Annotated in this window: 21 protein-coding genes; 6 read left to right on the forward strand and 15 right to left on the reverse strand. The window is 64.5% G+C overall.

Annotated elements, in window-relative coordinates:
* Window positions 1-9: 9 nt before the first annotated feature.
* The 3 genes from rpsB to H4W01_RS10085 form a co-directional block, all read right to left on the reverse strand.
* Window positions 10-852, reverse strand: a complete 843-nt coding sequence (gene rpsB, locus H4W01_RS10075) for a 30S ribosomal protein S2 (RefSeq protein WP_209610881.1) — start codon at window positions 850-852, stop codon at window positions 10-12.
* Between the two features lie 415 nt (window positions 853-1267).
* Complete coding sequence (locus tag H4W01_RS10080) at window positions 1268-2083, reverse strand: CDP-alcohol phosphatidyltransferase family protein (protein ID WP_209610882.1); 816 nt, start codon at window positions 2081-2083, stop codon at window positions 1268-1270.
* 19 nt (window positions 2084-2102) lie between these two features.
* The gene (locus H4W01_RS10085) at window positions 2103-2849 is read right to left on the reverse strand and encodes a phosphatidylserine decarboxylase (protein ID WP_209610883.1); all 747 of its coding nucleotides are present in this window, start codon (window positions 2847-2849) and stop codon (window positions 2103-2105) included.
* A gap of 128 nt (window positions 2850-2977) precedes the next feature.
* On the opposite strand from H4W01_RS10085, the gene H4W01_RS10090 reads away from it, so the two are divergent.
* Window positions 2978-4198 carry an NADP-dependent isocitrate dehydrogenase gene (locus H4W01_RS10090; RefSeq protein WP_010403143.1) on the forward strand — a complete coding sequence of 407 codons (1221 nt, stop codon included), beginning with the start codon at window positions 2978-2980 and terminating at the stop codon, window positions 4196-4198.
* Between the two features lie 139 nt (window positions 4199-4337).
* The gene (locus H4W01_RS10095) at window positions 4338-6110 is read left to right on the forward strand and encodes a cation:proton antiporter domain-containing protein (protein ID WP_209610884.1); all 1773 of its coding nucleotides are present in this window, start codon (window positions 4338-4340) and stop codon (window positions 6108-6110) included.
* 34 nt (window positions 6111-6144) lie between these two features.
* Here the strand turns inward: H4W01_RS10095 and alaS are convergent, their stop codons facing one another.
* Window positions 6145-8838, reverse strand: a complete 2694-nt coding sequence (gene alaS / locus H4W01_RS10100; protein ID WP_209610885.1) for an alanine--tRNA ligase — start codon at window positions 8836-8838, stop codon at window positions 6145-6147.
* 93 nt (window positions 8839-8931) lie between these two features.
* Between alaS and H4W01_RS10105 the strand changes: the two genes are divergently transcribed.
* Complete coding sequence (locus H4W01_RS10105) at window positions 8932-10587, forward strand: hypothetical protein (protein WP_334685226.1); 1656 nt, start codon at window positions 8932-8934, stop codon at window positions 10585-10587.
* A 108-nt stretch (window positions 10588-10695) separates the two neighbouring features.
* Window positions 10696-11097, forward strand: coding sequence for a hypothetical protein (locus tag H4W01_RS10110; protein WP_209610887.1), 402 nt, complete (start codon window positions 10696-10698; stop codon window positions 11095-11097).
* A gap of 20 nt (window positions 11098-11117) precedes the next feature.
* Here the strand turns inward: H4W01_RS10110 and H4W01_RS10115 are convergent, their stop codons facing one another.
* A complete protein-coding gene (locus H4W01_RS10115) occupies window positions 11118-11429 on the reverse strand; it encodes a hypothetical protein (protein ID WP_209610888.1) in 312 nt (103 codons plus the stop codon).
* A 67-nt stretch (window positions 11430-11496) separates the two neighbouring features.
* Window positions 11497-12762, reverse strand: coding sequence for a M24 family metallopeptidase (locus H4W01_RS10120; RefSeq protein ID WP_209610889.1), 1266 nt, complete (start codon window positions 12760-12762; stop codon window positions 11497-11499).
* A gap of 131 nt (window positions 12763-12893) precedes the next feature.
* Between H4W01_RS10120 and H4W01_RS10125 the strand changes: the two genes are divergently transcribed.
* The gene (locus H4W01_RS10125; RefSeq protein WP_209610890.1) at window positions 12894-14201 is read left to right on the forward strand and encodes a dicarboxylate/amino acid:cation symporter; all 1308 of its coding nucleotides are present in this window, start codon (window positions 12894-12896) and stop codon (window positions 14199-14201) included.
* A gap of 214 nt (window positions 14202-14415) precedes the next feature.
* Here the strand turns inward: H4W01_RS10125 and H4W01_RS10130 are convergent, their stop codons facing one another.
* The 8 genes from H4W01_RS10130 to smpB form a co-directional block, all read right to left on the reverse strand.
* Window positions 14416-15048 carry a glutathione S-transferase family protein gene (locus tag H4W01_RS10130; RefSeq protein ID WP_209610891.1) on the reverse strand — a complete coding sequence of 211 codons (633 nt, stop codon included), beginning with the start codon at window positions 15046-15048 and terminating at the stop codon, window positions 14416-14418.
* A gap of 272 nt (window positions 15049-15320) precedes the next feature.
* Complete coding sequence (gene recA, locus H4W01_RS10135) at window positions 15321-16424, reverse strand: recombinase RecA (protein ID WP_010403152.1); 1104 nt, start codon at window positions 16422-16424, stop codon at window positions 15321-15323.
* 119 nt (window positions 16425-16543) lie between these two features.
* On the reverse strand, window positions 16544-17416 hold the full coding sequence (locus H4W01_RS10140; protein WP_209613320.1) for an SDR family oxidoreductase: 873 nt from the start codon (window positions 17414-17416) through the stop codon (window positions 16544-16546).
* Between the two features lie 129 nt (window positions 17417-17545).
* A complete protein-coding gene (locus H4W01_RS10145) occupies window positions 17546-17899 on the reverse strand; it encodes a response regulator (protein ID WP_010403155.1) in 354 nt (117 codons plus the stop codon).
* Window positions 17900-17936: 37 nt separating this feature from the next.
* Window positions 17937-20339 carry a response regulator gene (locus H4W01_RS10150; protein WP_209610892.1) on the reverse strand — a complete coding sequence of 801 codons (2403 nt, stop codon included), beginning with the start codon at window positions 20337-20339 and terminating at the stop codon, window positions 17937-17939.
* 104 nt (window positions 20340-20443) lie between these two features.
* Window positions 20444-22507 carry a M13 family metallopeptidase gene (locus tag H4W01_RS10155; RefSeq protein ID WP_010403157.1) on the reverse strand — a complete coding sequence of 688 codons (2064 nt, stop codon included), beginning with the start codon at window positions 22505-22507 and terminating at the stop codon, window positions 20444-20446.
* Between the two features lie 59 nt (window positions 22508-22566).
* A complete protein-coding gene (locus tag H4W01_RS10160; RefSeq protein WP_334685227.1) occupies window positions 22567-23151 on the reverse strand; it encodes a DUF2062 domain-containing protein in 585 nt (194 codons plus the stop codon).
* Window positions 23144-23626, reverse strand: a complete 483-nt coding sequence (gene smpB / locus H4W01_RS10165; RefSeq protein WP_033964621.1) for an SsrA-binding protein SmpB — start codon at window positions 23624-23626, stop codon at window positions 23144-23146. Before smpB ends, H4W01_RS10160 begins: the two co-directional genes overlap by 8 nt.
* Window positions 23627-23770: 144 nt before the next feature.
* Between smpB and H4W01_RS10170 the strand changes: the two genes are divergently transcribed.
* Window positions 23771-24187 (forward strand): acyl-CoA thioesterase, encoded by a 417-nt coding sequence (locus H4W01_RS10170; protein ID WP_209610893.1) that lies wholly within the window; start codon window positions 23771-23773, stop codon window positions 24185-24187.
* An 81-nt stretch (window positions 24188-24268) separates the two neighbouring features.
* On the opposite strand, the gene H4W01_RS10175 is transcribed toward H4W01_RS10170, so the two are convergent.
* Entirely contained in the window at window positions 24269-24730 is a 462-nt protein-coding gene (locus H4W01_RS10175) for a GNAT family N-acetyltransferase (RefSeq protein ID WP_209610894.1), read from the reverse strand.
* Between the last annotated feature and the right edge of the window lie 85 nt (window positions 24731-24815).

The raw sequence follows: 24815 nt of genomic DNA on the forward strand, positions 1-24815 counted from the left end.
CAGCGACGCTTACGCGTCGATCTGGCGCTCGGTCTCTGCGGCCAACTCGGCCTGCAGCGCCGCATCGGTTGCCGGCGTGATGTCGGCAGCAGTGGCCGGAGCAACGCTCAGCGCTTCCTCTGCGGGCGGCGCTTCCATCGAACCGATGTCCTGGCGGCGCGACAATTGCTCATTGCCACCACGAGTCGCCGCGATCGCAATCGCTTCGCAATACAGGCGGATCGCGCGGCTAGCGTCGTCATTCGCGGGAACCGGGAAGGCGATGCCATCAGGCGAAACGTTCGAATCGAGGATCGCCACGACGGGGATCCCCAGCGTGTTGGCTTCCTTGATCGCCAGCTCTTCCTTGTTCGCGTCGATCACGAACATGACGTCGGGAATACCGCCCATGTCGCGGATGCCGCCGAGCGACAGCTCGAGCTTATCGCGCTCACGGGTGAGCTGCAGCACTTCCTTCTTGGTCAGGCCGTGCGTGTCGCCCGAAAGCTGCTCTTCCAGCGTCTTGAGGCGCTTGATCGAACCCGAAATGGTCTTCCAGTTGGTGAGCATGCCGCCCAGCCAGCGATGGTTGACGAAATGCTGGCCCGAGCGACGCGCTGCTTCTGCGACCGGCTCCTGCGCCTGGCGCTTGGTGCCGACGAACAGCACCTTGCCGCCAGCAGCAGTCGACGCTGCGACGAATTCGAGCGCACGCGCGAACAGCGGAACGGTCTGCGACAGATCGAGAATGTGGACGCCGTTGCGGTCGCCAAAGATGTAGGGCTTCATCTTCGGGTTCCAGCGATGCGTCTGGTGGCCGAAATGCGCGCCCGTTTCGAGCAATTGCTGCATGGAGACGACAGGTGCCGCCATAAGATAGTTCCTTTCCGGTTGATCCTCTGGGAAGCGAGTAATCCGACAGGGCGAACCCTGCGCAGACACCGGTGATGTGTGCTTCCCATGCGGTGTGAAGGCGCGCCCTTTATCCGAGACGCCCCGGCAAATCAAGTCCGTCAAAGCGCTTGACGATGGAACGCAATGAGAACATAACGTGTCTCAGAACGGAACGTGGAACGGAACACGGCCCGTATATGTTGCGACTTTGTGACTCTTCACCGTGAATGACGGAGTTGAACGATGGCTGTTGTCGGGTTTTTGGTCTTTGCGAGTGCGTTCGCCGCAAGCATCGCTGTTTTCTGGTTCACCTTGGCACCTGCATTGCCGCGGATCCTCGCAATCCTGCGCGATGGGGCCGATCCGCTCGCAGCCCCGCGAATCCAGGCAACGGTCAGGGAGCCGCGTCTGCGGGTTCGGGTGACGTCCGCGCCGACGCTGGCCCGGGCACAGCTCCGCGCAGCCGCTTGATCCGGGCGTAAGCGGCGATGCTGAACGGTAGTGTCGCCAGATAAGCGACGCACAGGAAACTGAGCGTATGCCAGGGTGCGGAGATGAGCGCCGCGCCCAGCAGAACGACCACCGCGATCGCCTCGAAGCGGATATTGTTGCGCAGGCGCAGCGATGACCAACTGAAGGTGGCGACGCTCGACACCATCAACGCCGCCATCAGCGCAACCCAGGGCGCAACGATCAGCGGCGATCGCCACCAGTCGAGCCCGGTCCAGAACCACAGATAAAGCGGCAGCATTGCCAGCCCGGCACCGACCGGCGACGGCGCGCCCGTCAGGAAACCCGCCGATTTATGCGGTTGGTCGACAACATCGATCGCGGCATTGAACCGCGCCAGGCGCAGCGCGCAAAACACCGCGAACACCAGTGCGCACAGCCAGCCGACGCGGGGCAACTCCTTCAGCGACCACAGATACAGGATCAGCGCCGGCGATACGCCGAACGAAATGGCATCCGACAGCGAATCGAGTTCGGCCCCGAAGCGGCTCTCGCCGCGCACCATGCGCGCGATCCGGCCATCAATCCCGTCGAGCACGCTGGCGATCATCACCATCACGACAGCGGTTTCCCACTGCCCGGCGATGGCAAAGCGGATCCCGGTCAGGCCGGAACACAAAGCGAGCGCAGTAACGGCATTGGGTGCGACCGCGCGCAAGGGGAGCCCGCGTGCTGCGGCCCTGCGAGACGGCGACCTCATACGCCCGCAATCCGCAGCGTCACTGCGCGATCCCGGTCGCCGCTGTGCCGCCGATTCGACCAAGGATGGTCTCGCCCGCCACGCTGCGCTGGCCGAGCACCACCTGACAGGTGCAATCATCGGGCAAATAGACGTCAAGGCGGCTGCCGAAGCGGATCAATCCAATACGCTGCCCGGCTGCAACCATGTCGCCCGGCTTGACGAACGGCACGATCCGGCGCGCCAGCAGCCCGGCGATCTGCGTGAAGCCGACCCGACGCACGGTGCCGTCGGCACCGGGACGGCCCTCGACCACGATATGCTGGCGCTCATTGTCCTCGCTCGCTTTGTCGAGCTCGGCATTCACAAACTTGCCCGAGATATAAACGACCTGCTTGACCGTCCCCGCAATCGGCGTGCGGTTGATGTGGACGTCGAACACCGACATGAACACCGACACGCGCACCAGCGGCGCGTCGCCCAGGCCATTCGGCCCGGCCAGTTCGCGGGGCACCGGAACGCGCTGGATCATCGACACCAGACCGTCGGCAGGCGACACGATCAGCCCCTCGCCGCTCGGTGTCACCCGCACCGGATCGCGAAAGAACAACGCGACCCATAAAGTGATGCCGATCAACGGCCACGCCGCGAACCAACCGAACCAGATCAACGCAACCAGCGCGATCACCCCGGCGATCGCGACATATTTGCGCCCTTCCGGGTGCAGATCGGGGATACGCCATTTCACGGCTTCGGCGGATGAATTTGGTGTTTCGGGTGGAAGCATCCCCCTTCCCTACCCCACGCTTCCCCGCGCCACAATCATCATACCGCGCACCTGTCGTTCCGCGCCGGGTTGATCGCCGCGCGCCATGCTCCTAGACGCACCTCGAAACTCCCATAGGAAAGATCGTGATGGCGAAGATCAAGGTGAAGACGCCCGTCGTGGAAATCGATGGCGACGAGATGACGCGGATCATCTGGCAATGGATCCGCGAACGGCTCATTCTCCCCTATCTCGACATCGATCTGGAATATTACGACCTCGGCATGATGAGCCGCGACGCGACCGACGACAAGATCACCGTCGACAGCGCCAAGGCGATCCAGAAATATGGCGTCGGCGTGAAGTGCGCGACGATCACCCCCGACGAGGCCCGCGTCGAGGAATTCGGCCTGAAGAAAATGTGGAAGTCGCCCAACGGCACGATCCGCAACATCCTCGGCGGCACCATCTTCCGCGAACCGATCGTGATCAAGAACGTGCCCCGCCTGATTCCGGGCTGGACGCACCCGATCGTCGTCGGCCGCCACGCTTTCGGCGATCAGTATCGCGCGACCGACTTCCTCGTTCCCGGCCCGGGCAAGCTGCGCCTGGTGTTTGACGGTGATGACGGCGAAGTGATCGACCGCGAAGTGTTCCAATTCCCGTCGGCCGGCGTCGCGCTGGCGATGTACAATCTCGACGATTCGATCCGCGATTTCGCGCGCGCCTCGATGCACTATGGCCTCAACCTGAAATGGCCGGTCTATCTCTCGACCAAGAACACCATCCTCAAGGCCTATGACGGCCGCTTCAAAGATCTGTTCGCGGAAGTGTTCGAGACCGAGTTCAAGGACAAGTTCAAGGAAGCCGGCATCGTCTACGAACATCGCCTGATCGACGACATGGTCGCATCGGCGCTGAAGTGGCACGGCGAATTCGTCTGGGCGTGCAAGAATTATGACGGCGACGTGCAGTCGGACCAGGTTGCGCAGGGCTTCGGCTCGCTCGGCCTGATGACCTCGGTGCTGCTCACCCCCGACGGCAAGACGGTCGAGGCGGAGGCCGCACACGGCACGGTCACGCGCCACTTCCGCCAGCATGAGCAAGGCAAGGCAACCTCGACAAACCCGATCGCGTCGATCTTCGCCTGGACCGGTGGCCTCAAATATCGCGGCAAGTTCGACGGCACCCCCGAGGTGACCCAGTTCGCCGAAACGCTCGAGCGCGTCTGCATTCAGACCGTCGAGAATGGCCACATGACCAAGGATCTCGCGCTGCTGATCGGCCCCGATCAGCCTTGGATGACGACCGAGCAGTTCTTCGAACAGGTTCGCGTCAATCTTGAGCAGGCAATGGGCGCTTCGGCCTAAGCCAGTCCTGAAATGTGCACGGCGGCTACCGCCTCCGATCCAACGGACCGGTGGCTGCCGACTGCTCCGTCGACGACCAAGCGTCGTTTTTGTCAGGGAAAAGCTGACAAGCCGCCGCTGTGCTGCGTACAGTAGCGCCATGGCATCTCCCTTAAACTCCACCGGTTTTAGCGACGCGCTCGTCATCCTCGGCGCAGCGGGTCTCGTGATCCCCGCCTTTGCGCGCGCAAAGATCAGCCCCGTCATCGGCTTCATTCTGGTCGGGTTGCTGGTCGGTCCATCAGGCCTCGGCGCGCTCGTCCCCAGCTATCCCTGGCTGTACCACATCACCATTTCCGATCCGCACGCGATCGAGCCGTTCGCGGAATTCGGCATCGTCTTGTTGCTGTTTTCGATCGGGCTGGAATTGTCGTTCAAGCGCCTGTGGTCGATGCGCCAACTCGTCTTCGGCACGGGTGCGGCAGAATTGATCGGCTCGGGCCTCATTCTCGGCACGGGCCTACACTTGCTGACGGATGTGCCATGGACCGGGTCGTTCGCGCTGGGCATTGCGCTCGCATTGTCGTCGACGGCGCTGGTGCTGCCGATCGCCGGCACGTCCAGCCCGGTTGGGCGTACGGCCTTCGCGATGCTGCTGTTCGAGGATCTGGCGCTGGTGCCGATCATCTTCATCCTCGGCGCGCTGGGTCCGATGGCGGCGGCGGGCGGCTGGATGGGGTTCGCGCGCGTTGGCGGCGGCGCGATTCTGACCGTCGCGATTCTGTTCGTTGGCGGGCGCTTCTTCCTGCCCAAATTGTTCGCCCAGGCGGCGCGCACCAAAAGCCCGGAGTTGTTCCTTGCCGCGTCGCTACTCGTAGTGATCGCCGCCAGCCTGGCGACGACGGCGGCGGGCCTGTCGCCGATCGTCGGCGCGCTGATCGCCGGGCTGCTGATCGCCGAAACCAATTATCACAGCGAAGTCGAAGTGATGACCGCGCCGTTCAAGGGCCTGGCGCTCGGCGTGTTCCTCATCACCGTCGGCATGAGTGTCGATCTCGGCGCGATCCTCGCCAATTGGGGGTCGTATTTCCTCGCCATCGTCGGCGTGGTCGCGGTCAAAGCGCTGGTCACCTTCGGCTTGCTGCGGCTGGCCGGGATCCGCGGCGGCGTGGCGGCGGAGACGGGTATGTTGATGGGCAGCCCGTCCGAAACGACGCTGATCGTGCTGGGTGCGGCGGGCCAGGCGCAATTGCTCGCGCCGGGTCTCGCCAGCTTCTGGCAGACCGTTACCGCGATCGGCCTGACGATCACGCCCTTGCTCGCCTTGCTCGGCAAACGTGCGGCCAAGCGAATCGAGCGTCGCCAGGGCGATTCACCGGAGGCGTCGATCCCGGAGGAAGGCCCCGGCACCGTCGTGATCGGCTTCGGTCGGGTCGGGCGGATGGTATGCGACATGCTGAAGGTCCACGGCCAGCCTTATGTCGCGGTGGAGGCCGATATCGACGCGGTGAAGGCAGCGCGTGCCGATGGCTATCCGGTGATCTTCGGCGATGTCGTGCGCCCGGAACTGGTCGACCGGCTCAATCTCGGCCGCGCGCGCGCGCTGATCCTGACGATGGACGATCCGGTGCTGAGCGTTGCGCTTACGCGGCGGGTCCGCGGCTGGGTGCCCGATCTGACGATCATCGCGCGCGCACGCGACACCGCCCATGCCGCCGAACTCTACAAAGCAGGCGCGAGCGACGCAGTGCCCGAGACGCTGGAAAGCTCGCTGCAATTGGCCGAGGCAGTGCTGACCGACCTCGGCGTCGCGGTCGGCCCGGTAATCGTCTCGATCCACGAGAAGCGCGCCGAACTGCGCCAGGAGATCAAGGCCGCCGCCGATCTGGAGGTTGCGCCGCGCCTGATCCGCGCGCGCCTGAGCAAGGACTAACCGCCGCAGCCAACCGAGACTGCGGCGTAAGCGCTTAGCTTGCCAGCGCCCCCTTCACCGCCGCGACCGCTTCGGCCCCCTTCGCGCCGTCCGGTCCACCGCCCTGCGCCATGTCGGGACGGCCACCGCCACCCTGCCCGCCCAGCGTCGCCACCGCGATCTTGAGCAGATCGACCGCGCTGCGCGTCGCGACCAGGTCCGCCGTCACGCCGACCGCGACCGACGCGCGGCCCTCATTGACCGCGACGATCATCGCAATGCCAGAGCCGACGCGCTGCTTCATCTCGTCCACTGCGCCGCGCAGCCCCTTGGGATCGAGCCCCTCGACCACCTGACCGAGGAACGACACGCCACCAATCTCTTCCGGCCCCGCCGCAGCCGCACCGGCCCCGCCGCCCAGCGCCAGCGCCTTCTTGGCCTCGGCGAGTTCACGCTCCAGCCGCCGCCGATCCTCGACCAAAGCGGCCACGCGCGCGGGCACTTCGTCGGGCGAGGATTTCAGCGCCGTCGCCGCCTCGCGCAATTTCTCGTCGCGCGAGGTGAGGTAAGACCGCGCGGCCTCACCCGTCAGCGCCTCGACCCGGCGCACGCCGCTCGACACCGCGCCTTCGCTCACCACGGTGAACAGGCCAATGTCGCCCAATGCGCGGACATGCGTGCCGCCGCACAGTTCGAGCGAATAGATCTCATCGCCCTCGCGCCCCATCGACACGACGCGGACCTCATCGCCATATTTCTCGCCGAACAGCGCCATTGCGCCCTCGGCGATCGCCTCGTCGGGCGTCATCAACCGCGTGGAGACCGGGCCATTGGCGCGGATCTGGTGGTTCACGTCGACCTCGACCTGCGCCAGTGCGGCGGGGTCGATCGCGGTCGGTTGCGAAAAGTCGAAGCGCAACCGCTCGGGCGCGACCAGGCTGCCCTTTTGCGCGACATGCAGGCCGAGGCGCTGGCGCAGCGCCTCGTGCAGCAAATGCGTCGCCGAATGGTTGGCGCGGATGCGGTCGCGCCGCCCGCTGTCGATCGTCAGATGCAGCGCATCGCCAACCGCGATCTCGCCCTGCTCGATCTTCGCCTGATGCGCGAACAGGCGACCCAGATATTTGCGCGTATCCTCGACATGCGCCAGCACGCCGCTTGCCGTCAGCGTGCCGGTATCGCCGACCTGCCCGCCGCTCTCGGCATAAAAGGGCGTCTGATTGACGACGATCTCGACCGTCTCGCCCGGCCCGGCGCGCTCGACCCGCGCGCCATCCTTGACGATCGCGACGACCTGCCCTTCGCCCTCTTCGCTGGCGTACCCGATGAATTCGGTGCTCCCGCTCGCTTCGGCAATGTCGAACCACACATCGTCCGAAGCGCGCTGGCCCGATCCCTTCCACGCGGCCCGCGCTGCGCGCTTCTGCTCCGCCATGGCGGTGTCGAACCCGGCGCGATCGATGCCGAAACCTTCGGCCCGCAGCGCGTCCTCGGTCAAATCATAGGGAAAGCCGTAAGTATCATAAAGTTTGAAAGCCACGTCACCCGGCAAGGTATACAGCTTGGAGCCAACGCCAGCGCCCATTGCCATAGGGGCTGTATTCCGCAACTTTTCAATCTCGTCGGTAAGTAGCTTCAACCCTCGATCGAGAGTCTTCCGAAAGCTATTTTCCTCCTGCAGCAAGGTCGATTCGATCGACGCCTGCGCGCGCACCAGCTCAGGATACGCCGCGCCCATTTCGGAAACCAGCGCCGGCACCAGCCGGTGCATCAACGGCTCCTTCGCGCCCAGCAGATGCGCATGACGCATCGCGCGGCGCATGATCCGGCGCAGCACATAGCCACGCCCCTCATTGGCGGGCAGCACGCCATCGGCGACGAGGAAGCCCGACGAGCGCAAATGATCGGCAATCACGCGGTGGCTCGCCTGTGTCTCGGCCGTCAGCGGCGCCCCCGACAGCGCAACCGAGGCCGCGATCAGCGCCTTGAAGGTGTCGGTATCATAATTGTCGTGCACGCCCTGCAGCACGGCGGCCACGCGCTCCAGCCCCATGCCGGTGTCGATCGACGGGCGCGGCAGCGGCGTGCGCGTGCCATCGGCGGCCTGGTCGAACTGCATGAAGACGAGGTTCCAGATCTCGACGAAACGGTCGCCATCTTCCTCGGGGCTTCCCGGCGGGCCACCATAAATATGGTCGCCATGGTCGAAGAAGATTTCCGAGCACGGCCCGCACGGGCCCGTGTCGCCCATCGACCAGAAATTGTCGTTGGTGGCGATGCGGATGATGCGCTCTTCCGGCAATCCAGCGATCGTGCGCCACAAATCAAACGCTTCGTCATCGGTGTGATACACGGTGACGGTCAGCCGGTTGGGGTCGATCCCCCATTCCTTGGTCAGCAAATTCCACGCGAGCGTGATCGCGCGCTCCTTGAAATAATCGCCGAACGAGAAATTGCCGAGCATCTCGAAAAAGGTGTGGTGCCGCGCGGTATAGCCGACATTGTCGAGGTCATTATGCTTGCCGCCCGCGCGCACCGATTTCTGCGAAGACGTCGCGGTCGAATAAGGCCGCGATTCCAGCCCGGTGAACACGTTCTTGAACGGCACCATCCCGGCATTGACGAACATCAGCGTCGGGTCGTTCTGCGGCACCAACGGCGCGGACGGAACCTTCGCATGGCCATTGGCCGCGAAATATTCGAGGAAGCTGCGACGAATGTCGTTGGTCGAGAGCGAGAGCTGGGTCATGCGCGGTGCTTAGGCGAGGCGCGAGCGTATCTCAAGCATGGCTCGGTTTGTCGCGATCCGCTATCGCGCAGGGAACTTACCCGGGGACCCATGATGCGCGTGTTGAAGATTGCGCCACTGCTGCTGTTGCTCGCCCCCACGGCGGAGGTGACGCGCGCCACCGCCAGCGCGCCGCCGCACGCGATTTGCGGCGACGACACCATCGCTCCCAGCGTCGCGCGCCTCCTGCCCGGCTTCGGCGCGGGCGCGCTCCCGATCCGCACCGCCAAGCCGCAAGCCCAGGCGTTTTTCGACAACGGCCTGCAACTCAGCCACGCCTTCGCGCACGACGCCGGGCGCGCCGCCTTTGCCGAGGCCGCGCGACTCGACCCGACCTGCGCGATGTGCCGGTGGGGCGAAGCCTGGTCGGGCGGCCCGACGATCAACTTCCCCGTCGATGCCGCCACCCAAGTGAAGATGGGCAAGCTGGTCGACGCGGCGATCCCGATGGCTGCGACCGGCCCGCTGCTCGAGCGGCAACTGCTCGCAGCCCTCGCGCTGCGCTACCGCGATGGCGGCGGCAAGGGGAAGGGCGACATCGCCTACGCCCGTGCGATGGAGGCGATCACGGTCGCCCATCCCGACAGCGACGAGCTGCTGACGCTCGCCGCCGATGCCTGGATGATCCCGGCGGCGCTGGGCGAGCGCAGCGACACGCTGCCGCGCGCGGTCGCGCTGCTGGAGACGGTGCTCAAGCGCAATCCGGCTTTCACCCCTGCCATCCATTTCTACATCCACGCGACCGAGATGAGCGGCTTCCCGGCGCGCGCCGAACCCTATGCCGACCGCCTCGCCGCGCTCGCCCCCGCCGCCAGCCATTTGATCCACATGCCGAGCCACACTTATTACTGGATCGGCCGCTATCAGGACGCCGCCGACGCCAATGTCCGCGCGGCCGCGCTGGGCGTGGCCGATGCGAAGGCCGCGCATGCGCCCGAGCCAGACGGCGTGTTCCGCCAGCCTTACCACGCGCACAACGTCCATTTCGGCATTGGCGGCGCGTTGATCGCGGGCGACGCGAAAGATGCGCTGGCGCTGTCCGCGCCGGTCCTCGGGGCGCTATCGCGCGCGCCCAAATCCGATCCGTTCCAGCAAATGGTCGGCGGCACCGCTTATTTCGCGCAAGGCCGCTTCGCCGATCCGGCGGCAGTGCTGGCGCTGCCCGAACCCGGCGCGGCGTACGGTTTCCTGCGCGCCTATCGCCATTATGCGCGCGGCGAAGCGTACGCGCGCCTCGGCAATGCGGCGGCCGTCCGCGCCGAAGCGGCGGCGATCCCGCTGCGGGCTGGCCCTGCCGATAAAGAGGATGCCAGCCTGCAGGCAACCGCGCTGATGCGCATCGCCAAGGCCGTGCTGGAAGGCCGCGCAGCCATGCTGGAACACCGCCCGGCCGACGCGGTGAAAGCGTATCGCACGGCGGCCAGGATCGAGACCTCCAAGGTCCTGACCCATTTCGACGATCCGCCCGTGTGGTGGTATCCGACCGAACGCAGCCTCGCCGCCGCTTTGCTGGCCGCAGGCGACGCCCAGCAAGCGCTAGCGCAAGCCAACGCCGCCCTCACCCGCCGCCCGCTCGACCCGGTGAGCCTGTCGGTAAGGGCCGACGCGCTGACCGCGCTGGGGCAGACGGCGGCGGCGGAGAAAGACCGCGACGCGGCAAAGGCGCGCTGGCATGGCGACAAGAGCGCGTTCGCAGCGGCGTTGATCTGATGAGAGCGGGCCGCCCCAAGACGCGCTTCCCCGGCGAAGGCGAGGCGCAGTCGCGAGGACGGACTTGGCTGAAAGCTCAATGGAAGCGCTAGGGTAGCGGAGTAACCGATGTATCTTGCTCGTACGACGATCGCATCGTTAGCGCTGCTTTGCGGCTGCATTTATCAGGCCCAAGCCCAAGCTTTTCCACGACAGACGGTTCACGAGAAGATAGTCGCACGTGCGTGCTGGGCGCGGGCGGATGCCCGCACGGGCGATATTTTTGCCTACCCCTTGCGCATAGGCATTCTGGACGGCTCCAAGAACCTCGGCGTCTACGTCCTGCCGGATAAATGGACGACGCTGTCACCCGTGGAGCGCACCGCTTTGATGAGGAACATTGCCTGTGCATATGCGGGAGGGCGCACAGACAAGCGATATTGGTACACGTTTTCGGTGGCGGATGCGGCAGGCCGAGTCATCGAGACGTTCCCGGCCAGCCTGTGGTCTCAGCCTTCACCTCGAAAATAAAGGTTTGCCTCAGCCCGTGCTTATTGCCGCAGATCGGCCTCAACGACAGTAAGATGCCGCGAATTTATAGGCTTTTCGCTCACCGGATCGGTGATCTCGCCCGTTCCCCGGTCCACGTGAACCCAGCCGATCAGACAAGATTGCAAAACACAGTCTCGGGCGAACAGCCGGAAGGTCCATCCGTCACCATCCTTCGTCCCCTTTCGCGTGGCGACGCGAGCACCCCTTCTCTCGGCTTCCGATGCATAAGGCGCTTGAAGCGCGAGCGCGCGGGCTTCTTGGTAGGTCAGGGGCCTCGAAAATACGGCAAGGCTCGCCAGCAACAACAGCATGGACCGGTCTCCAACACGCCTTACCGTTTTACTCATCCTTTCCGAAAGTGGACAGAGTAAAACCCCCTCACCCCAACGGCGCATCAATCGACGTCGGCGGCACGCTGAACCATTTCGGCCCGGTCGCGGTCATGTGGAAGCAATCCTCCAGCCGCACGCCGAACTTGCCTGGCAGATAAAGCCCCGGCTCATCCGAAAAACACATGCCCTCGGCCAGCCGCATGGTTTCGCCGTGGACGAGGTTGACCGGCTCATGCCCGTCAAGCCCGATGCCGTGGCCGGTGCGGTGTGACAGGCCGGGCAAGCGATAGCCCGGCCCATAGCCGAGCGAGGCATAGAAGCCGCGCACCGCATCATCCACCGCCCCCGCCGGCGTGCCGATTTGCGCGGCGGCGAAGGCCTTGGCCTGGCCAGCGCGGACCTGATCCCACACCGTGCGCTGTTCCGCGCTCGCGCTGCCGAACACGAAGGTGCGCGACACGTCGGATTGATAGCCCTGCACGGTGCAGCCGCAATCCATGAGCACGATCTGCCCGTCCGCCACCACTTGCGGCTCATGGCTGCCATGCGGCAGCGCTGCCGCCGGGCCGATCAACACCAACGCGAATTCGGGCGCGCCGCCCAATTGCCGCGTGGCGGCGTTCATCAGCGCGGCGATGTCGGCGGGCTTCATGCCTTTTTCCACGCGCGGCCAGGTCCAGCGATAGGCGGCGATCGTCACGTCGGTCGCGGTCTGCATCAGCGCGATCTCGGGCGCGGTCTTGCGCATCCGCACCCCGCGCACGACCGGATTGGCCGAGACGATCTTCGACCCCGGCCCCGGCAGCGCGCGCGCCAGGCCATCGACCGCGAAATAGCGCACCGTTTCCTCGATGCCGATCGACCGCTCCGCTAGTTTGCGTTCGCGCAGGAAGCCCGCGACCAGCTTCAGCGGATCCTCATCCTCCTGCCAGACGCGAACATCCGCCGCGACCCCCAGCGTCTGGCGGACCGAGGGTTCCTCGAAAAACGGCGTGACGATGCACGCTTCGCCCTCGACGGGCAGGATCACGGCGGTCAGCCGCTCGCTGCGAAACCAGGTCACGCCGGTAAAATAAACCAGGCTCGACCCCGATTCGATCAGTACCGCCCCAATGCCCTGCGCCTTCATCAGCGCCTGCGCGCGGGCGATGCGCGCGCGGCGCTCGTCCGGCCCGATCGGCGTTGCGCCACTGGCGAGGTTGCGCAAGCCACCGAGATCCGGTTCGGCCGCGCGCAGAACGCCACTGGACGAAAGCACCGGCAGCACCGCCGCTCCAGCCGCAAACCCACGCCGCGTCAGCGTCTTCATCATCTCGCGCCCCTTTGTCCTTGGCGTAGCTGTGCCAGCGGAAAGCGGCCGCCGCAACGCAGCATCGCGGCACTTCGGCTTGACCGCTCGCACTTTCTCCCGTTGATGACACGAACGACAATAAGGGGTGACACGTGGCGAAGCGATTGACGACCTATATCCTGATCGCGCTGGTGCTTGGCCTCGCCGTGGGATGGACGCTCAACGCCACGATCAATGACGGCACCCCCGCCAGCGCAGCGAAGCTGAAGGAGATTGCCGGCTATATTTCGATCATCACCACGGTGTTCCTGCGGCTGATCAAGATGATCATCGCGCCGCTGGTGCTCTCGACCCTCGTCGTCGGCATCACGCATATGGGCGGCACCGGCGCGCTCGGGCGGATCGGCCTGCGCGCCGTCGCCTGGTTCGTCGGCGCGAGCCTGTTGTCGCTCTCGCTCGGGCTGGTGCTGTTCCATGTCACCGCGGCGCTGGGTGAAGTGCTCGGCCTCACGCCGCATCTGGTGGTGCCGCCCGTGACCGAGGGCACCGGGCTCGACAAAGCCGGGTTCGATCTCGCCAAGTTCGTCACCCATGTCGTGCCCTCGTCGATCTTCGATGCGATGGCAACCAATGAGATCCTGCAGATCGTGGTCTTTTCGGTGTTCCTCGGCGTCGCGATTTCTGCGGTCGGGGAGAAAGCCGCGCCGCTCGTCCGCGCGACCGAGGCTTTGGTCGCGGTGATGCTGCAAATCACCAATTATGTGATGATGTTCGCGCCGATCGCGGTGTTCGCCGCCGTCTCCGCCACGCTGACCGAGCAGGGCCCCGGCGTCATCAAGAACCTCGCTTACTTCATGGGCAGCTTCTATTTCGGGCTGGCGGTGTTGTGGGCGCTGCTGTTCGGCCTGTGCTACCTCATCGTGGGGCCGCGCACGCGCAGCTTGCTGCGGTACATCGGCGCGCCGTTGATGATCGGCTTTTCCACCGCCTCGTCCGAAGCCGCGCTGCCGCGCGTACTGGAGGCGCTGGAGCGCTTCGGCGTCCCGCCCAAGATCGCGGGCTTCGTCGTCCCGCTAGGCTATTCGTTCAATCTCGACGGCTCGATGATGTACATGACCTTCGCGTCTTTATTCATCGCCCAGGCGTACGGCATCCATCTCTCGATCGGCGCGCAGGTCACCATGTTGCTGACCTTGCTGATCACCTCCAAGGGCATTGCCGGCGTGCCGCGCGCCAGCCTGGTGGTGATCGCCGCGACGCTGCCGGTGTTCCACATCCCCGAGGCCGGGCTGTTGCTGATCCTCGCGGTCGATCATTTTCTGGACATGGGGCGCTCCGCCACCAACGTCGTCGGCAATGCGATCGCCGCCAGCGTCATCGCCAAATGGGAGGGGACGCTGGAAGCGCCCGAGCCACCTGAGATCGGCTTGAACGAACTGCCTCGGGCGGATCACGCGTAGCAGGGTCGCGGAAAGGGCGCGGCTTTCTAACATTCCGTACGCAGACCAGCGGTGGTGTCTGCAGGCAGGTCTGCCCAATCACCGTTCGGGCTGAGCCTGTCGAAGCCCCGTCGTCACGAAGCGAACGCATGCCTGTGGCGGGGTGCCCTTCGACAGGCTCAGGGCGAACGGTGGGCGGGGAGCAAAACATCCCGCGTCGCCGCGCTACGCCGTCTCACGCATAGGCATAGGGCCCGCCCTTGGCGAGCGCGGCCTGATAGGCCGGGCGCGCGTGGATCTTGTCGAGCCAGGCGATCGTCGCCGGGCGCGACGCATCGAGGCCCGCGCGGCTGCGTGCGGCTTCCAGCGGGAAGCTCATCATGATGTCGGCCCCCGTGATCGTGTCGCCCGCAAACCAGGGACGGCTCGACAGCTCGGCTTCGACATAATCGAGATGGACGTCGATCATCGGCTGGATGCGCTTGGCGGCGGTCTTGCCGAGCAGCGGGATGCGGTTGACCACCAGCAATACCAGCAGCGGCGGCATCATCGATCCTTCGGCATAGTGCAGGAACTGGCGATAGCGCAGCACCGCATCGCGGTGCGCGGGCGGCCCCAGCCGACCATCGCCACGCTCGACCAGATACTCGACGATCGCGCCGGTTTCGACGATCACATCGCCGACTTCGGTGTCCTCAAGCACCGGCGACTTGCCCAGTGGATGAATGCGCTTGAGTTCCGGCGGGGCCAGCATCGTCTGCTTGTTCCGCTCATAGCGCTTGATCTCATAGGGGAGCCCGAGTTCCTCCAGCATCCACAGAATCCGCTGCGAGCGCGAGTTTTCGAGATGATGGACGATCAAGGTCATGAGAGCTCTCCGGGTCGGCTTGGTGCCCCATCCTAGCAGGCGCGCGGCAGCCAAGCCACACACTGGCTTTGGGTGCGCAATGCGTCGCTTCGCCACCCGGCAACTCTGCGCAGGCCACAGCCCGCCATATGAAAGGCCCGCCATCGCTGGCGGGCCTTCCCGGTCTCTGCGACGGAACCGAGAGCGCTCGATACCGCCATCGTGGGTGGGGACGCAGCCGTGCACTGCCGCCATCCCCGGCTCCGGTCCGCCGCAGCAGACCGGGGCGAAAGTCACATCTCGTCGTCACCCTCATCGGGTTCCGCGCCTGCCATCATTTCCTCGGCAACCTTGTCGGTCCGCGCGCGGATCGCCTTTTCCAGACGATCGGACATCTCGACATTTTCCTTGAGGAAGGTCTTGGCGTTCTCACGCCCCTGCCCGATGCGGACGCTGTCATAGCTGAACCACGCGCCCGATTTCTCGACCAGCCCGGCTTTGACGCCCAGGTCGAGAATCTCGCCGATCTTGGACACGCCCTGGCCATACATGATGTCGAATTCGACTTGCTTGAACGGCGGCGCGACCTTGTTCTTGACGACCTTCACCCGCGTGGTGTTGCCGATGATCTCGTCGCGATCCTTGATTTGCCCGGTGCGGCGAATGTCGAGGCGCACCGAGGCGTAGAATTTCAGCGCATTGCCGCCCGTCGTCGTCTCAGGGTTGCCGTACATCACGCCGATCTTCATGCGCAGCTGGTTGATGAAGATCACCATGCAGCGCGAGCGGCTGATCGAGCCGGTCAGCTTGCGCAGCGATTGCGACATCAGCCGCGCCTGCAAGCCGACATGGCTGTCGCCCATCTCGCCTTCGATTTCCGCGCGCGGCACCAAAGCCGCGACCGAATCGACCACCAGCACGTCGATCGCGTTGGAGCGCACCAGCGTATCCACGATTTCGAGCGCCTGCTCGCCCGTATCCGGCTGCGACACGATCAGCTCATCGATATTGACGCCCAATTTCTTGGCATAAACCGGATCGAGCGCATGCTCGGCATCGACGAATGCCGCCGTGCCCCCGCCCTTTTGCGCTTCGGCGATGACATGCAGCGCCAGCGTGGTTTTACCCGAGCTTTCCGGCCCGTAAATCTCGATCACGCGGCCACGCGGCAAGCCGCCAACGCCCAAAGCGATGTCGAGCCCCAGCGAGCCGGTCGAGATCACCTCCACCTGCATCGTCTGCTTGGAGCCGAGCTTCATCGCCGACCCCTTGCCAAACGCCCGGTCGATTTGTGCGAGCGCCGCTTCCAGCGCCTTGGCGCGTTCTGCGGTGGCTTTGTCTGCTTGCTTGTCTGAGGCTGCCATTTTGCTGTCGATGACCTTCAACGATACCGCCATTGGTAGCCTCCTGCGCTAGACCGAACGCCGGGTGCGTTCAATGCGTGATGCAGTGTGTATCGCGTTTGTTCTTTCGGAACAAGAGTAGAACGACAGCCTCTTTCAAAAAATTTGCGCGGTTACGGCATCCCACTACCGCCCGCTGCGCCATAGACTTGGCCGGTGGCGTAGCTGGCGCCACTTTCGGCCAGCAGAACGTAAATTCCGGCGAGTTCGCCCGGTTGTCCGGGGCGTCCGAGCGGTGTCTGGCCGCCAAACTGCTCGAGCTTTTCCATCGTCGCGCCACCGGACACTTGCAAAGGCGTCCAGATCGGTCCGGGTGCAACGCCGTTCACGCGGATCCCGCGCGATGCCAATTGTTTGGCGAGGCTGCGCACATAATTGGTCGTCGCCGCCTTGGTCTGCGCGTAGTCATACAGGTCTTCGGAGGGGTCGGTTGCCTGTTCCGACGTCGTTCCGATGATCGCCGATCCTGGTGCCAGATGCGGCAGCGCTGCCTTGATCAGCCAGAACGGCGCGTAGATGTTGGTCTTCATCGTCCGGTCGAATTCCTCGGTGGAAATATCCAGGATCGAAGCGTGCGTTTGTTGCCGGGCGGCATTGCTGACTAGAATGTCCAGCCCGCCCAGCGCATCGATGGCGGTCTGGACCAGAGTCTTGCAGAACTCTTCGCTGCACAGATCACCCGGGATTGCGACGCCCGTGCGGCCCGCCGCGTGGATCAGGTCGATCACCTCCTGCGCATCCGCCTCTTCATCGGGCAGATAGTTGATCGCAACATCGGCCCCTTCGCGCGCATAGGCGATGGCGGCAGCGCGTCCCATCCCCGAGTCTCCGCCCGTGATGAGCGCCTTGCGACCCGCCAGGCGACCGGAGCCGCGATAGCTCGATTCGCCATGGTCGGGCCGGGGCCGCATATCGCGCGCGAGGCCGGGCCATGGCTGGCTCTGGCGCTCGAACGGCGGCTTCGGCCCCACCGTTTGCGGGTCCATCAAAGCAGCGGGGGAAAGGTCTGTACTGGAAAATGCCACGATCGGTCTCCGTGCCGGGATTGTGGCAGGAGAAACGGCGCAGCCTCGCTATGGGTCCGCGATCAGCCAGCTTTGTTTGGGTAATCCAGATCAGGCCAGGGCGGCCAACGCCTTGGAAACCCCGTCCATGGTGAAGGGCTTGGCCAGGGTCGGACGATCCCGATACGCGTCGGCGACGCTATCGTGCGAGCCGCCGGTCGCAAAAACGAAGGGAATGCCCTTTTCCGCGAGCGCCGCCGCGATCGGAAAGCTCTTTTCGCCGCCACGCAAATTCACATCGAGGATGGCGGCGTCGATACCGCCGGCTTCGATCAACGCCAGCGCCGCCACAACCGTATCGGCCGTGCCGCCATGACGCTTTCCCAAGACATCGAGAAAATCCTCGATCATCATCGCGATCAAGGGTTCGTCCTCGACGATCAAAATAGTCTGTGGCCCGCTCATACTAGGCCCTTAGCCGGGCATGCCGTAATGCACCAAATCATTTCGCACCCAATACCGCCCGCACCGCTTCTGCAAGCTGTTGCACCGAAAACGGTTTTGCCAGAAAGGCGACATTGTCGAGGTCGATCGACTTGCGGATCGTTTCCTCGGCATAGCCGGACATGAACACGATCGGCAGATCGGGATAGCGCGCGCGTGCCTGACGCACCATGGTCGGCCCGTCCATCAGCGGCATCATAACGTCCGATATGAGCAGATCGGGCTTTGGGCCGGATGCCAGCAACTCCAGCGCCGCCTCGCCATGTTCGGCGCAAAGCACGGTATAGCCCTGCCGCGTCAGCGCCCGCTCGGCGACGGCGCGCACCATATCCTCATCCTCGACCAGCAGGATCGTGCCCGTACCCCAAAGATCGACCGGCTTCTCGCGCGGCAAAATCCGCGCCGGTGGTGCCTCCGCCAAGGTGCCCGCCGTATGGACCGGCAGATAGATGGTGAACACCGCCCCCGCCGGTCCGCGCGACCCGGCCTTCACATTATCGGCGAAGATATAACCGCCCGATTGTTTGACGATCCCGTAGACGGTGGACAAACCGAGGCCCGTCCCCTTGCCCACTTCCTTGGTAGTGAAGAACGGCTCGAAGATCTTGGGCAGCACGTCGGGCGGGATGCCGCCACCGGTATCCGCCACTTCCAGCACGACATAATCGGCCGCCGGGAGGATATCGGAGGCCAGCTTGCGCACTTCGGCGGTGGTGACCGCATAGGTCTGGATCGCCAGCGTGCCGGTGCCGCGCGGATCCTTCGACATCATCGCATCGCGCGCGTTCACCGCGAGATTGACGACGACCTGTTCGAGTTGCCCGGGATCGGCGCGCACCGGCCCGAGATTGCGCCCATGCTTGACGGTGAGCGTCACGCTCTCGCCCAACAGGCGCTTGAGCAGATTGGTCACTTCCGAAATCACGTCGGGCAGTTGCAGCACTTGCGGGCGGAGCGTCTGCTGGCGCGAAAAGGCGAGCAATTGGCGCGTCAGGCTGGCGGCGCGGTTCGAATTGGCGCGGATCTGCTGGATGTCGTCATAATCGCTGTCGCCGGGCGAATGGCGCATCAGCATCAAGTCGCAATGGCCGATGATCGCGGTCAGGATGTTGTTGAAATCATGCGCGACACCACCGGCGAGCTGCCCCACCGCCTGCATCTTGGTCGCTTGTGCCACTTCGCGCTTGAGCCGCGTTTCCTCGCTATTGTCCTTCAGACTCAGCAGCACCGCCGAATTGCCGAGCCCGCGCGCGCCCGCGATCGACAGGGCCACCGGTTCGTCGGGATGGTCCTTCAACCGCACCGCAAGATCGGTCGAATGCGTCGCGCCTCCGGCAAAGCGCCGGATCGCATCGGCGACAACGCCCTTGTCTTCGCGCACCAGCAGATCGCCGGGATAGATGGGCGGGCTGTGCGGATCGACCGCCGCCGCCCGCGCAAAGGCATCGTTCATCTGCACGAAGCGGCCATCGGCCCCAATCAAGGCAACGCCGAACGGCATTAACGACACGAGACTCTTGATATGCGCAGCGGCGCTTTCGCCGATGGCGGGCTGGCTGTTCTCTTCCTCGTCGATCAGCGCGACCAGCATCGGCGCGTCTTCGCCATCGAGGAAGGGAATTTGTAGAACGCGCAACGGGTTGCGGGCCAACCCTTCGCGTTCGAACCGCGCCATGCCGTGCGAATCGGTGATCAGAAAGCGCGCAAAGTCGCGTCCGACGATCGCGCCTTCCTCATGCCCCATCGCGCGCGCGCGCAGTACCCGATTGGCCGCCCGGATCCGTCCATCGGGATTGATCAGCGCCGCCATGATCCCGGCACTGCCGAGCCGATCGCCCGTTCCCCCGGAGATCAGATTTTCCATGGTCTGAGCGAGATCCAGGCCCTGCGTGGCGTGGAAGCGCCAGACCAGCAGATTCCCGTCTTCCCCGGCCCGCGTCACTTCGGCGGACAATTGCGCGCCTTTGATCAGGAGACGCGCGACGCCAGCGGTCCCGTCGCGCCACGCGGCACGCCCGGCCGCCCCCAGAAGCTCCACCCCTGTGGCGTCGAAGGGGAGGCCCGGTGGCGTCGCAAAACCGCCGAACAGCGTTTCGTATCTATTGTTGGCGCATACCAGCCGCCCGGCACGATCGGTCACCGCAATCGCATCGGGGCTGCTTTCGGCGACCGTGCGCGCGACGCTCCAGTCCGGCTCGGCAGCGAGTTCGGTCGTGCGCGGGAACAGGCGACGGAACAGCAGCATCGCCCCCGTCGCGACGAGTGCGGTCGCCAGAAACGCTGCCGCAATCGGCGCGCTGCCTATCACCACCAGAATGATCGCCGCAGCCGCGCAGCCGCAGGTGACCGCGATCAAGGCTGCGCCGCGCGACGCGGTCGGGGACGTTGGAAGCGATGCCATCGTCCCCTGCATTGGGCGATGCGCCGGGAGCGTCAAGGGCAAAGCGGCCAGACACGCTTACACCGCGCCACCCATGCCGGGCGGCGCGGTGCAGCATATGGCCTTTACCAGACCTTCACGCGGTCAGCCGGGGCCAGATACAGCTTCTCGCCCGCCTTCACGCCGAACGCCTTGTACCAGGCATCGACGTTGCGCACTTCGACGGTGCGGAACGGGCCCGGCGAATGCTCGTTCGAAATCACTTGCGAGCGCAAAGCGGGCTCGCGGAACTTGATCCGCCAGACCTGTGCGTAGCCCAGGAAGAAGCGCTGGTCGCCGGTCAGCCCATCAATCACCGGCGCGGGCTTGCCGCCGAGCGAACGGTGATACGCATCATAAGCCAGCGCCAACCCGGCCAGATCCGCCATGTTTTCGCCCAGCGTCAGCCCGCCCTTGATGTGCAGGCCGGGCAGCGGCTCATAGGCGTCATATTGCTTGACCAGCTTGTCGGTCATCGCGGTGAAGCGCTTGACGTCCTCAGCCGTCCACCAATCGGTCAGCTTGCCGGTCGGATCGTATTTGCGGCCCTGATCGTCGAAGTGATGGCTCAGCTCATGCCCGATCACGACGCCGATGCCGCCATAATTGACCGCAGGATCGGCCTTGGCATCAAAGAACGGCGGCTGCAGGATCGCGGCCGGGAACACGATCTCGTTCATCGGCGGATTGGCATAGGCGTTCACCGTCATCGGCGTCATGCCCCATTCGGTGCGGTCGATCGGCTGGCCGAGCTTGTGCAGATCGCGCTCATATTCGAACGCATTGGCCGCCGCGACATTGGCGACGATATCGTCGCGCTTGACCGTCAATGCCGAATAGTCCCGCCATTTCGACGGATAGCCGATCTTGGGGGTGAAGGCCGCCAGTTTGGCATGGGCCTTCACCTTGGTTTCCGGGGCCATCCAAGTGAGATTGTCGAGCCGCACGCTCATCGCCGCGATGATGTTCTTGACGAGCTGGTCCGCTGCCGCCTTGGTCGCGGGCGGGAAATATTGCTCGACATATGCCTGGCCGACCTGTTCGCCCATCGCCCCGCTGACGATCCCCACGCCGCGCTTCCACCGCACCGGCTGCTGCGGCGCACCGCTCAGCACGGTGCCGTAGAAAGCGAAATTGGCATCGTTAATCGGCTTGGCGAGAACGCCGGCGTAGCTCCGCAACAAGCGCAGGATCAGGAAATCCTGCACCACCTGGACGGGGGCATCGGCAAAGGCCTTGGCTTCGTCGGTCAGCGCGCTCGGCATCCCGACCAGATAATTGGCCTGGCCTGCGGTCCCGGCGGTCTTCATATAGACCTCCCACGGGAAGCCCGGGGCCTTGGTCGCGAAGTCAGCCGCCGACCACTTATTGTAGGTCAGATCGGAATCGCGCGACTTGATCCGGTCCCAATGCGCGGTCGCCAGCGCCTTTTCAAAGGCATAGACCGCTGCGCCGCGCGCGGCGGCATCGTCGACGCCCGCCAGGCCCAGCATCTGCACCTGATAGGCCTGATATTTTGCGCGCGTGTCGGCGAGCTTGGGGTCGTCCTTCAGATAATAATCGCGGTCCGGCAGGCCGATGCCCGACTGGCTGAGCCCGACGATATAGGTGTCGGGGGCCTTGTCGTCCTGGCCCACGCCCATCCGGAACAGGCCGCCGACGCCGGTGCGCTGCAGCTTCGCCATTTCGGCCGCCAGCGCGGTCTTGTCCCCCGCCGCGCGAATTTCGGCGATCCAGGGCTTGATCGGATCGATGCCTTTGGCGTTGATCGCGGCCTCATCCATGAAGCTCGCATAGAAATCGCCGATCTTGTCGCCAGGGCGCTTCGCCGCCGCATCCAGGATCGTGCGGGTCTGTTCCAGCGAGCGGTCAGCCAAGCGGTTGAACATGCCGTACGTCGCCTTGTCCGCCGGAATCTCGGTGGCCGCTTCCCACTTGCCGCCGGCGAACTTCACGAAATCGTCACCCGGCTGCACGCTGGTGTCCATGCCAGCAAGATCGAGCCCGAACGCGCCGATTTCAGCCCCGGTCGCCTTTGGCGCGGGCTCTGCCTTTGCCGCCACCTTGGCCTTGGGTGCCGGATTTGCGTGGGTCACCCCCACCAAGGCCGCAGAGGCAAGCAAGGAAACCATGACGAACGAACGACGCATGCAAAAATCCTCTCATCGAAAATTGAATGGAGCGTGTTGTAACCCCAAGACACATTCCGTCAAATCGCTTGTTTCGGCCCTTTTCGCGCGGCCCTTTTGCGCCATTTGCGGCCGATTCGGATCCGCCAGGCGAGCCCGGTCAGGACATAGCCCAAAACCGAAAGGATCGCGGCGATGAGGACCAGCCCGACGATCGTCGACGGCCCCCCTTGCGACACCAGCCAGTGCAACAATCCGACATTGGCCTTCACATTGCTTGCAATCGGCGCGCCGGGCACGCTGCGATCGAACCGCAAGACCCAATGCCCAAGCTGATACGCCGCCCAGAACAGCGGCACGGTGGTAATCGGATTGTGGAGCAGCGTCGTGCCCACCGCGACGGGCACGTTGGCGCGCACGGGCAAGGCTGTCACCGCCGCAAGCGGCATATGCGCGAAGGGAAACAGCACCCCGGTAAACAGCCCCAATGCCACCCCGCGCGGGACCGATCGCCGGGTGAAGCGCCACAGCGCGGGTGCGAGGATGCGGTGGGCGACGGGTCGCAGATAGCGGTTGGCCTCGACACTTTCGCGCGTCGGCACATGGCGACCGACCCAGCGGGACAGCCGCGCCATCGCGCTGAGCCGGGCCGCGGCCTCAACCACGGTCGCGCATCAGCCGCCCTTGCTCACGCTTCCAGTCGCGCTCCTTGATCGAATCGCGCTTGTCATGCGCCTTCTTGCCCTTGGCCAGCGCCAGTTCGACCTTGGCGCGGCCCTTGGAATTGAAATAGACCATCAACGGCACCAGCGTCATGCCCTCGCGCGCCACCGCGCCGTGCATCTTGTTGATCTCGCGCTCATGCAGCAGCAGTTTGCGCGCGCGCTTTGGCTCATGGTTGAAGCGGTTGCCGTGGCTGAATTCGGGCACGTTGGAATTGATCAGCCACACCTGCCCGTCTTTCACCTCGGCATAGCTCTCGGCGATCGAGCCGGTGCCGCTGCGCAAGCTCTTCACCTCGGTCCCGGTCAGCGCGATCCCCGCCTCATAGACGGTGTCGATCGCATAATCGTAGCGGGCGCGCCGGTTCTCGGCGACGATCTTGGTTTTTTCGAAAACGGGGGGCTTTGGACGGGCCATAAGAGCGGCGATGTAGGCGCTGTTGCCTCGAAACAAAAGCCACAAGCGCGGATTAGCAACGACACGGCGCAAGATCGCACATTTTGCGCCGGTCGCGCGCGTTGTTCGCTCGCTATGCGCGCACCAATCCTATAAGGTGATGATATGACCGAGTGCCTGAGCCCCAAATTCGCGACGCACAGCTTCGCCATCGCCATCGATGCCGCCGACATCGATTTCATGGGCCATGTCAACAATGCCTCCTATCTCAAATGGGTACAGGATGCGGTGGTCAGCCACTGGCAGCGCTTTGCGCCGGCCGAAGCGCTCGCGACTCACGCCTGGGTCGCGCTGAAGCACGAGATCACCTATCGCAAACCGACCTTCCTTGATGACGAAGTGATCGCCACCGTTCTGCTCGAAAAGGTGCAGGGCGCGCGCGCTTTCTACGAAACGATCATCAAGCGCGGTGAGGAGGTGCTCGCCGAAGTAAAATCCAGCTGGTGCTGCCTCGACGCCACCACCCTGCGCCCGGCGCGCCTCGCCCGCGACGTGATCGACCGCTTCTTCGCCAAGGATTGAGCGGTAGGTTGGTTGGCTGACACCTGTCGGCGGACTCAATCACGACCAGCGTTCGGCTCGTCTTAACGCCAGTAGGATCGATCACGTGCGCTTTGCCAAGATCACTTCGGTGCGGGCGAGGACGGACATACCTTGCGGTGGCTCCGCATAACGAAAGCCCATTCGCTCATACAGGCCGAGCGCAACATCGAGTGCTTTGAAAGATTGCAGATAGAGCGCGGGGCCGCCCCTCGCCGAGGAATAAGCGAGACATCGCTCCACAAGCGCGCGCCCTGCGCCATGCCCCCTCGCCTTTTCGGTGACCACCAGTTTGCAGAACTCGTAGCCGCTCGCCCCCAAGCCTTTTACGGCGACGGCCCCCACGGTCTCTCCGTCGAACGTCGCAAGAAACGCTTCGCCGCCAGTGGCCCGGTAATAGGTGCCGGGATCACGCATGATCTCAAGATCTTCGGCTTCCGGCTTTCGCCCCATACTCTCCAGCCAAGGGATCCAGATCGCGGCGAATTCGCCAGCGTCATCGTGAGAAATTGGACGAATATCCATTATGCGTGCCCCACGACCGATCCGGAACGGTTTTGCAGTATATCGCGCATCAGCAGCCTTCCAAGCTGATGCGCCGCAAAGCTGT

The organism is Sphingomonas sp. PL20 (genome assembly GCF_017875905.1).
Lineage (GTDB): Bacteria > Pseudomonadota > Alphaproteobacteria > Sphingomonadales > Sphingomonadaceae > Sphingomonas > Sphingomonas echinoides.

Bases quoted from the DNA above. Each gene is read 5' to 3' on its own strand.
- rpsB (WP_209610881.1), bottom strand. From the start codon at position 852: ATGGCGGCACCTGTCGTCTCCATGCAGCAATTGCTCGAAACGGGCGCG.
- H4W01_RS10080 (WP_209610882.1), bottom strand. From the start codon at position 2,083: ATGAGGTCGCCGTCTCGCAGGGCCGCAGCACGCGGGCTCCCCTTGCGC.
- H4W01_RS10085 (WP_209610883.1), bottom strand. From the start codon at position 2,849: ATGCTTCCACCCGAAACACCAAATTCATCCGCCGAAGCCGTGAAATGG.
- H4W01_RS10090 (WP_010403143.1), top strand. From the start codon at position 2,978: ATGGCGAAGATCAAGGTGAAGACGCCCGTCGTGGAAATCGATGGCGAC.
- H4W01_RS10095 (WP_209610884.1), top strand. From the start codon at position 4,338: ATGGCATCTCCCTTAAACTCCACCGGTTTTAGCGACGCGCTCGTCATC.
- alaS (WP_209610885.1), bottom strand. From the start codon at position 8,838: ATGACCCAGCTCTCGCTCTCGACCAACGACATTCGTCGCAGCTTCCTC.
- H4W01_RS10105 (WP_334685226.1), top strand. From the start codon at position 8,932: ATGCGCGTGTTGAAGATTGCGCCACTGCTGCTGTTGCTCGCCCCCACG.
- H4W01_RS10110 (WP_209610887.1), top strand. From the start codon at position 10,696: ATGTATCTTGCTCGTACGACGATCGCATCGTTAGCGCTGCTTTGCGGC.
- H4W01_RS10115 (WP_209610888.1), bottom strand. From the start codon at position 11,429: ATGCTGTTGTTGCTGGCGAGCCTTGCCGTATTTTCGAGGCCCCTGACC.
- H4W01_RS10120 (WP_209610889.1), bottom strand. From the start codon at position 12,762: ATGATGAAGACGCTGACGCGGCGTGGGTTTGCGGCTGGAGCGGCGGTG.
- H4W01_RS10130 (WP_209610891.1), bottom strand. From the start codon at position 15,048: ATGACCTTGATCGTCCATCATCTCGAAAACTCGCGCTCGCAGCGGATT.
- recA (WP_010403152.1), bottom strand. From the start codon at position 16,424: ATGGCGGTATCGTTGAAGGTCATCGACAGCAAAATGGCAGCCTCAGAC.
- H4W01_RS10140 (WP_209613320.1), bottom strand. From the start codon at position 17,416: ATGGACCCGCAAACGGTGGGGCCGAAGCCGCCGTTCGAGCGCCAGAGC.
- H4W01_RS10145 (WP_010403155.1), bottom strand. From the start codon at position 17,899: ATGAGCGGGCCACAGACTATTTTGATCGTCGAGGACGAACCCTTGATC.
- H4W01_RS10150 (WP_209610892.1), bottom strand. From the start codon at position 20,339: ATGGCATCGCTTCCAACGTCCCCGACCGCGTCGCGCGGCGCAGCCTTG.
- H4W01_RS10155 (WP_010403157.1), bottom strand. From the start codon at position 22,507: ATGCGTCGTTCGTTCGTCATGGTTTCCTTGCTTGCCTCTGCGGCCTTG.
- smpB (WP_033964621.1), bottom strand. From the start codon at position 23,626: ATGGCCCGTCCAAAGCCCCCCGTTTTCGAAAAAACCAAGATCGTCGCC.
- H4W01_RS10170 (WP_209610893.1), top strand. From the start codon at position 23,771: ATGACCGAGTGCCTGAGCCCCAAATTCGCGACGCACAGCTTCGCCATC.
- H4W01_RS10175 (WP_209610894.1), bottom strand. From the start codon at position 24,730: ATGGATATTCGTCCAATTTCTCACGATGACGCTGGCGAATTCGCCGCG.